Here is a 7092-nt window from a genome sequence, read left to right as displayed (position 1 = left end):
TGCGCGGTACAAAGCGCGAAGACGTGCAGCGCGGCCAAGTGCTGTGCAAGCCAGGTTCAGTCAAGCCACACACTCACTTCACAGCTGAGATCTATGTGTTGTCTAAAGACGAAGGCGGCCGCCACACACCATTCTTCAACAACTACCGTCCACAGTTCTACTTCCGTACGACTGACGTGACTGGTGCTATCGAGTTGCCAGAAGGCAAAGAGATGGTGATGCCTGGTGACAACGTGTCGATCACTGTGAAGTTGATCCACCCCATTGCGATGGAAGAAGGCTTGCGCTTCGCTATCCGCGAAGGCGGTAAGACAGTTGGCGCTGGTGTGGTTGCCAAGATCATTGCTTAATCGAGGAATTTAAATGTCCTCGAAGCAAAAGATTCGCATCCGCCTGAAGGCGTTTGACTACAAATTGATCGACCAGTCTGCTGCTGAGATCGTTGACACTGCCAAGCGCACCGGCGCGATTGTCAAAGGCCCAGTGCCTTTGCCAACACGCATGAAGCGTTTTGACATCTTGCGTTCACCGCACGTCAACAAGACCAGCCGTGACCAGCTCGAAATCCGTACCCACCAGCGTTTGATGGACATCGTGGACCCAACTGATAAAACAGTTGACGCCTTGATGAAACTCGACCTGCCAGCGGGCGTGGACGTCGAAATCAAGTTGCAGTAATGCAACTTTGGGGTGGGCCAAAAGCCCATTCCAGCCCCCGCGCCAAAGAGTAGTTGCTCTTGGCGCGGTTTTCGCGATATACTCGCGGACTCTGTGCAATTTGCACGGAGATTTATCAACCGTCTTTCACGCAAAAACGTAACTGCCAATTGAAGTGGTTGCGGTGAGAGTTTTGGAGAAAACAATGAGTCAAAGCATCCGTTTGGGATTGCTGGGCCGCAAGGTGGGCATGATGCGTCTGTTCACTGATGATGGGGATTCGATCCCTGTCACGGTGTTGGATGTGTCCAACAACCGCGTGACCCAAGTGAAAACCCAGGAAAACGACGGCTATGTGGCCTTGCAGGTCACATTCGGTTCACGCAAGGCATCTCGCGTGACCAAGCCAATGGCTGGACACCTTGCGAAAGCAGGCGTCGAAGCCGGTGAAATCATCAAAGAATTCCACGTGACTGCTGATGTTGCAGCTAAGTACGCCGCTGGCGCTACTGTGCCTGTGACTGATGTGTTTGCAGTGGGCCAAAAGGTGGACGTGCAAGGCACAACCATCGGTAAAGGCTTTGCTGGCACCATCAAGCGTCATCACTTCAAGTCACAGCGCGCGTCGCACGGTAACAGCCGTTCGCACAACGTGCCTGGCTCTATCGGTATGGCACAAGACCCAGGTCGCGTGTTTCCCGGTAAGCGCATGTCTGGCCACCTCGGCGACGACATCGTGACGACACAAAACCTCGACGTGATTCGCATCGACGAAGCTCGCCAACTGTTGTTGATCAAAGGCGCTGTGCCTGGTTCAGCAGGCGGCTTCGTGACTGTGCATCCCGCCGTCAAAGCTAAAGGAGCGAACTGATGCAAGTCGAACTCCTGAACGACCAAGGTCAAGCTGCGTCTAAGTACGACGCACCTGAAACCGTGTTCGGTCGTGAATACAACGAAGATCTGGTTCACCAGATCGTGGTCGCTTACCAAGCTAACGCGCGTCAAGGCACTCGTGCCCAAAAAGACCGTGAGCAAGTTAAGCACTCCACCAAGAAGCCGTTCAAGCAAAAAGGCACCGGCCGCGCTCGCGCTGGTATGACGTCATCGCCTCTGTGGCGTGGCGGCGGTCGCATTTTCCCGAACATGCCTAACGAGAACTTCACACAGAAGATCAACAAGAAGATGTACCGTGCTGGTATGGCTTCGATCTTGTCCCAATTGGCCCGCGAAGGTCGTTTGGCTGTGGTTGAGTCTTTGAAGGTTGACGCTCCTAAAACCAAATTGTTGGCAGCTAAATTCAAGGCGATGAACCTTGAGTCAGTGTTGGTGATCTCCGAGGAAGTTGATGACAACTTGTACTTGGCTTCACGCAACTTGCCAAACGTGTTGGTGGTTGAGCCTCGTTATGCCGATCCACTGTCATTGGTGCACTACCGTAAAGTCCTCGTGACTAAGGGTGCCATGGACCAACTCAAGGAGATGTTCGCATGAGCGCACACAAATTTGACGAAGGTCGTTTGATGCAATTGTTGGTCTCTCCCGTCGTGTCCGAAAAGGCCACCATGGTTGCAGAGAAGCACAACGTTGTGACATTCAAGGTGCTGCAAAACGCTACTAAACCAGAAATCAAGGCCGCAGTGGAATTGATGTTCAAGGTTGAAGTTCAAGGCGTGAATGTGGTGAACACAAAAGGCAAAACCAAGCGTTTTGGTAAGTCCATGGGCCGTCGCGACAACGTTCGCAAAGCTTATGTGACCCTGAAAGCTGGTCAAGAGCTGAGCATCTCTGGGGAGGCCGCTTAATCATGGCAGTCATCAAGATGAAACCTACGTCGCCCGGTCAACGTGGCGTCGTTAAAGTTACCCGTGATCACCTCCACAAAGGTGAACCTTACGCTCCGTTGCTGGAACCCCAGCACCAAAAATCGGGTCGTAACAACAACGGTCACATCACTACCCGTCATAAGGGTGGTGGTCACAAGCATCACTACCGCGTTGTGGATTTCAAGCGTAACAAAGACGCTATCCCTGCGAAAGTGGAACGCATTGAATACGATCCAAACCGTACGGCACACATCGCTTTGGTGTGTTACGCAGACGGCGAGCGTCGTTACATCATTGCTCCACGTGGCTTGGAAGTTGGCGCATCGTTGCTCAGCGGTTCGGAAGCCCCGATCCGTGCAGGTAACACCTTACCAATCCGCAACATTCCAGTGGGTTCAACCATTCACTGTATCGAGTTGAAGCCAGGTGCTGGTGCACAAATCGCGCGTTCAGCTGGTACATCGGCCACTTTGTTGGCTCGTGAAGGCACTTACGCTCAAGTGCGTATGCGCTCTGGTGAAGTTCGCAAGATCCATATCGAATGCCGCGCCACCATCGGTGAAGTTGCAAACGAAGAACACAGCCTCCGCCAATTGGGTAAAGCTGGTGTCAAGCGCTGGATGGGTATTCGCCCAACAGTGCGTGGCGTCGCTATGAACCCAGTGGATCACCCACACGGTGGTGGTGAGGGTCGCACCGGTGAAGGCCGTCATGCAGTTGACCCATGGGGTAACCTGACAAAAGGCTACCGTACCCGTAACAACAAACGCACACAAGTCATGATTGTGTCGCGTCGTAAAAAGTAAGGGGTAACAAATGACTCGCTCTCTCAAAAAGGGTCCGTTTGTTGACCATCATTTGGTTGCCAAGGTCGACAAGGCCATCGCAACTAAAGATAAAAAGCCAGTGAAAACTTGGTCACGTCGTTCCATGATCTTGCCCGATTTCATCGGCTTGACCATCGCTGTGCACAACGGCAAGCAACACGTGCCCGTGTATATCACTGACCAAATGGTGGGTCACAAGTTGGGCGAATTCGCTCTGACTCGTACCTTCAAAGGTCACCCCGCGGACAAAAAAGTCCAGAAGAAATAAGGAAAGACCATGGAAACACGTGCAGTCCTTAGGGGCGTCCGTTTGTCGGTCGACAAAGGCCGTTTGGTCGCGGACATGATCCGCGGCAAAAAAGTTGACCAGGCTCTGAACATCCTGACATTCACGCAGAAAAAAGCTGCGGGCATCGTTAAGAAAGTTTTGGAATCTGCGATTGCTAACGCTGAACACAACGACGGTGCAGACATCGACGAGTTGAAGGTGAAAACCATCTACGTCGAAAAAGGCGCCACGCTCAAGCGTTTCACTGCCCGCGCCAAAGGCCGCGGTAACAGTATCAGCAAGCCAACCTGTCACGTTTACGTGACAGTCGGTAACTGAAAGGTATAGGAAGATATGGGACAAAAAATCCACCCCACAGGCTTTCGCCTTGCAGTGAGCCGCAACTGGGCTAGCCGTTGGTACGCAAGCAACAATGACTTCGCTGGCATGCTGGCCGAAGACATCAAAGTGCGCGAATACCTCAAGGCCAAGCTGAAAAACGCTTCTGTCTCTCGCGTTCTCATCGAGCGTCCCGCTAAAAGCGCACGCATCACCATCTTCTCGGCTCGTCCAGGCGTGGTGATCGGCAAAAAAGGCGAAGACATCGAGAACTTGAAGAAAGAACTCGCAGCTCGTTTGGGCGTGCCAGTCGCAGTCAACATCGAAGAAGTGCGCAAGCCTGAAATCGATGCTCAATTGATCGCTGACAGCATCACTCAACAGCTCGAAAAACGCATCATGTTCCGCCGCGCTATGAAGCGCGCTATGCAAAACGCCATGCGTCTGGGTGCTCAAGGCATCAAGATCATGTCGGCAGGTCGTTTGAACGGCATCGAGATCGCACGTACCGAGTGGTACCGTGAAGGTCGCGTGCCACTTCACACCCTGCGTGCAGACATCGATTACGCAACTTCTGAAGCTAAAACCACTTACGGCATCATCGGTGTCAAAGTGTGGGTTTACAAAGGCGATACCTTGGGTCGTAACGACCTGCCGGCCGCTGCTGAGCCCCGTGCTGAAGAAGAGCGTCGTCCTCGCGGTCCTCGTCGTGACGCTCGCCCAACCGGCGATCGTCCCGCACGCTCAGGCGCTCGTCGCCCAGCAGGGACCAATGCCGCACCAACGGATGGCAGCGATAAACCCGCTGAAGCCGCTGATGCCCCTAAAACTGCCGTCAAGCGCGTCCGCAAGGTTGCCGCGCCCGCATCCACTGGCACGGCTGCGGACGGAACAGGAGAATAAGCATGCTGCAACCAGCACGCCGTAAATACCGCAAAGAGCAAAAAGGCCGCAACACCGGCATCGCAACACGTGGCAACACAGTTGCATTCGGTGACTTCGGTCTGAAATCCACCGATCGCGGCCGTCTGACGGCCCGCCAGATCGAGGCCGCACGTCGTGCGATCTCTCGTCACGTCAAACGTGGCGGCCGTATCTGGATTCGTGTGTTCCCTGACAAGCCGATTTCCAATAAGCCTGCTGAAGTGCGTATGGGTAACGGTAAAGGTAACCCCGAGTACTACGTGGCTGAGATCCAACCCGGCAAGGTCCTCTACGAAATCGTAGGCGTCCCTGAAGAGTTGGCCCGTGAAGCATTCCGTCTGGCCGCTGCAAAGTTGCCCTTGCGTACCACTTTTGTGGCTCGCATGATCGGCCAGTAATTCAGGAGAAATAAGAAATGAAAGCTGCTGAACTGCGCCAAAAAGACGTTGCCGGCCTCGAAGCTGAAGTCAAAGAGTTGCAAAAAGCTCACTTTGGCTTGCGCATGCAAAAAGGTACGCAACAACTCAACAACACGTCACAACTGCGTTCTACACGTCGCAGCATTGCACGTGCAAAAACCATTCTTGCTGAAAAGCAAGCCGCCAAGTAAGGAGTGAACATGACGGACGCTAAGAAATCCCTCAAACGCACCTTGATTGGCAAGGTGGTTAGCGACAAGCGCGCTAAAACAGTGACAGTGCTCGTGGAGCGTCGTGTGAAGCACGCCCTCTACGGCAAAATTGTTGCTAAGTCGAGCAAGTATCACGCACATGACGAAACAGGTGAATACCACTTGGGCGACATGATCGAGATCACAGAAAGCAAGCCAATTTCGAAAACCAAAAACTGGGTTGCGACCCGTTTGGTTGAGAAAGCTGCTGCGGTTTAAATACCAAAGGACTTCGGTCCTGCAAGGCTAAAGAAAACGACCCACAATGTGGGTCGTTTTTGTTTTTGTAACGTCATTTATTGGAGACATCATGATCAAAGTTGGAGACACCCTGCCACACACCACCCTGATGGAGTACTCAGAGGTCGAAGGTGAAGGCTGCAGCATCGGCCCGAACGCTGTAGACGTGGCCAAAGCAACTGCAGGCAAAACCATTGCCTTGTTTGCATTGCCAGGCGCATTCACGCCTACGTGTTCGGCCAAGCATGTGCCAGGCTATGTGGCATTGCACGACGAATTCAAGGCTGCGGGCGTTGATGAAATTTGGTGTGTGAGCGTCAACGACGCGTTCGTCATGGGTGCATGGGCACGTGACCAACACACCAATGGCAAAGTGCGCATGCTGGGCGATGGCAGTGCAGACTTCGCTAAAGCCACTGGCTTGGTGTTGGATTTGACGGCTAAGGGCATGGGCGTGCGTAGCGATCGCTACTCGATGCTCGTCAAAGACGGAAAAGTCGTTGCTTTGAACGCTGAAGCACCAGGCAAGTTCGAAGTGAGCAACGCTGAGACTTTGCTGGCACAAGCAAAAGCTTAATCGTTTACAAAACAAAAAAAGCCGCGCACTGCGCGGCTTTTTTAATGAATCTGATGCGTCTTATGCGAGGTTAACCAATCGATACACGACATAAGCGCAACCAACCAAAATGGCAAGCGCAAAGAGACGGGATGTACGTGTATCTCGTGATGCTTGAGTTTCAGTCGTCAGCACCTTGTCGCCTGTGAGCATAGGGGCAATTAAATCGTCGTTCTTGATGCGCTTGTAATAAAGCACAGTGCCGACATGCAGAACAATCAGCACAATCAAAATCACCTTACCCACTTCGCTGTGATATTCGGTGGCCATCTCTACCCAATCCGCAGGAATAAACGCAGTCCATGGCCCAGTGTTGGCAATTTCATCGTCGCTAAAAAAGCCACTGAACACTTGAATCAGCAACACGCACAACATCCCAAGCACTGACAGTGCACCCAATGGGTTATGGCCAATGCTATGGGGCGCTTGTTGGGTGCGAACGGCCTGAATATAGGCACGTAGCTTTGCTGGTGTGGGTACAAAGTTGATGAACCGAGACCAGTGGCCGCCCACAAAACCCCAGACCAGTCGAAACAGAACCAAAGTCAGCACAGCATAGCCAAGCCAAAAATGAAGCTGTATGAGGCCGATCTCACCGGTCGCAATCAGACCTGCAACGCACAAAGCCAAAAGGACGTGAAAGCTGCGTGTGGGAAGGTCCCAAACGCGAATGCGATGCAAAGAATGAGTGTGTGGCATAAGATAAACCGGAGCAAAAGACAGACTGT

General features: G+C 52.8%; 13 protein-coding genes and 1 pseudogene. 13 read left to right on the top strand and 1 reads right to left on the bottom strand.

Going from position 1 to position 7092, the window contains the following annotated elements:
- The 13 genes and pseudogenes from tuf to B9Z35_RS09755 form a co-directional block, all read left to right on the top strand.
- A pseudogene (gene tuf / locus B9Z35_RS09815) lies at positions 1 to 350 on the top strand (elongation factor Tu); the annotation flags it as partial.
- A 13-nt stretch (positions 351 to 363) separates the two neighbouring features.
- Positions 364 to 678: a 30S ribosomal protein S10 gene (gene rpsJ, locus B9Z35_RS09810; protein ID WP_019426908.1), complete on the top strand. Its 315-nt coding sequence runs from the start codon at positions 364 to 366 to the stop codon at positions 676 to 678.
- A gap of 184 nt (positions 679 to 862) precedes the next feature.
- Positions 863 to 1528: a 50S ribosomal protein L3 gene (gene rplC / locus B9Z35_RS09805; RefSeq protein WP_108283482.1), complete on the top strand. Its 666-nt coding sequence runs from the start codon at positions 863 to 865 to the stop codon at positions 1526 to 1528.
- Positions 1528 to 2148: a 50S ribosomal protein L4 gene (gene rplD, locus B9Z35_RS09800; protein WP_104796795.1), complete on the top strand. Its 621-nt coding sequence runs from the start codon at positions 1528 to 1530 to the stop codon at positions 2146 to 2148. Before rplC ends, rplD begins: the two co-directional genes overlap by 1 nt.
- A complete protein-coding gene (rplW, locus tag B9Z35_RS09795) occupies positions 2145 to 2459 on the top strand; it encodes a 50S ribosomal protein L23 (protein ID WP_108283481.1) in 315 nt (104 codons plus the stop codon). The genes rplD and rplW overlap by 4 nt, the downstream gene beginning before the upstream one ends.
- 2 nt (positions 2460 to 2461) lie before the next feature.
- On the top strand, positions 2462 to 3286 hold the full coding sequence (gene rplB, locus B9Z35_RS09790; protein WP_104796793.1) for a 50S ribosomal protein L2: 825 nt from the start codon (positions 2462 to 2464) through the stop codon (positions 3284 to 3286).
- A 10-nt stretch (positions 3287 to 3296) separates the two neighbouring features.
- Entirely contained in the window at positions 3297 to 3575 is a 279-nt protein-coding gene (gene rpsS / locus B9Z35_RS09785; protein WP_108283480.1) for a 30S ribosomal protein S19, read from the top strand.
- 9 nt (positions 3576 to 3584) lie between these two features.
- Positions 3585 to 3914, top strand: coding sequence for a 50S ribosomal protein L22 (rplV, locus tag B9Z35_RS09780; RefSeq protein ID WP_100133886.1), 330 nt, complete (start codon positions 3585 to 3587; stop codon positions 3912 to 3914).
- A 15-nt stretch (positions 3915 to 3929) separates the two neighbouring features.
- Entirely contained in the window at positions 3930 to 4817 is an 888-nt protein-coding gene (gene rpsC / locus B9Z35_RS09775; RefSeq protein WP_108283479.1) for a 30S ribosomal protein S3, read from the top strand.
- 2 nt (positions 4818 to 4819) lie between these two features.
- Positions 4820 to 5236, top strand: a complete 417-nt coding sequence (gene rplP, locus B9Z35_RS09770) for a 50S ribosomal protein L16 (RefSeq protein ID WP_108283478.1) — start codon at positions 4820 to 4822, stop codon at positions 5234 to 5236.
- A 17-nt stretch (positions 5237 to 5253) separates the two neighbouring features.
- Positions 5254 to 5448, top strand: coding sequence for a 50S ribosomal protein L29 (rpmC, locus tag B9Z35_RS09765; protein WP_100147416.1), 195 nt, complete (start codon positions 5254 to 5256; stop codon positions 5446 to 5448).
- 9 nt (positions 5449 to 5457) lie between these two features.
- Positions 5458 to 5727, top strand: coding sequence for a 30S ribosomal protein S17 (gene rpsQ / locus B9Z35_RS09760; RefSeq protein ID WP_104796790.1), 270 nt, complete (start codon positions 5458 to 5460; stop codon positions 5725 to 5727).
- Positions 5728 to 5818: 91 nt separating this feature from the next.
- Entirely contained in the window at positions 5819 to 6325 is a 507-nt protein-coding gene (locus B9Z35_RS09755; protein ID WP_108283477.1) for a peroxiredoxin, read from the top strand.
- 60 nt (positions 6326 to 6385) lie between these two features.
- Here B9Z35_RS09755 and B9Z35_RS09750 read toward each other — a convergent pair whose 3' ends face one another.
- Positions 6386 to 7063, bottom strand: coding sequence for a cytochrome b/b6 domain-containing protein (locus B9Z35_RS09750; protein WP_108283476.1), 678 nt, complete (start codon positions 7061 to 7063; stop codon positions 6386 to 6388).
- Between the last annotated feature and the right edge of the window lie 29 nt (positions 7064 to 7092).

Source organism: Limnohabitans sp. Jir61 (assembly GCF_003063545.1).
In the GTDB taxonomy this organism is placed as follows: Bacteria; Pseudomonadota; Gammaproteobacteria; order Burkholderiales; family Burkholderiaceae_C; genus Limnohabitans.
The sequence above is the reverse complement of the archived record's forward strand: the minus strand, read 5'-3'. Positions and strand labels throughout refer to the sequence as shown.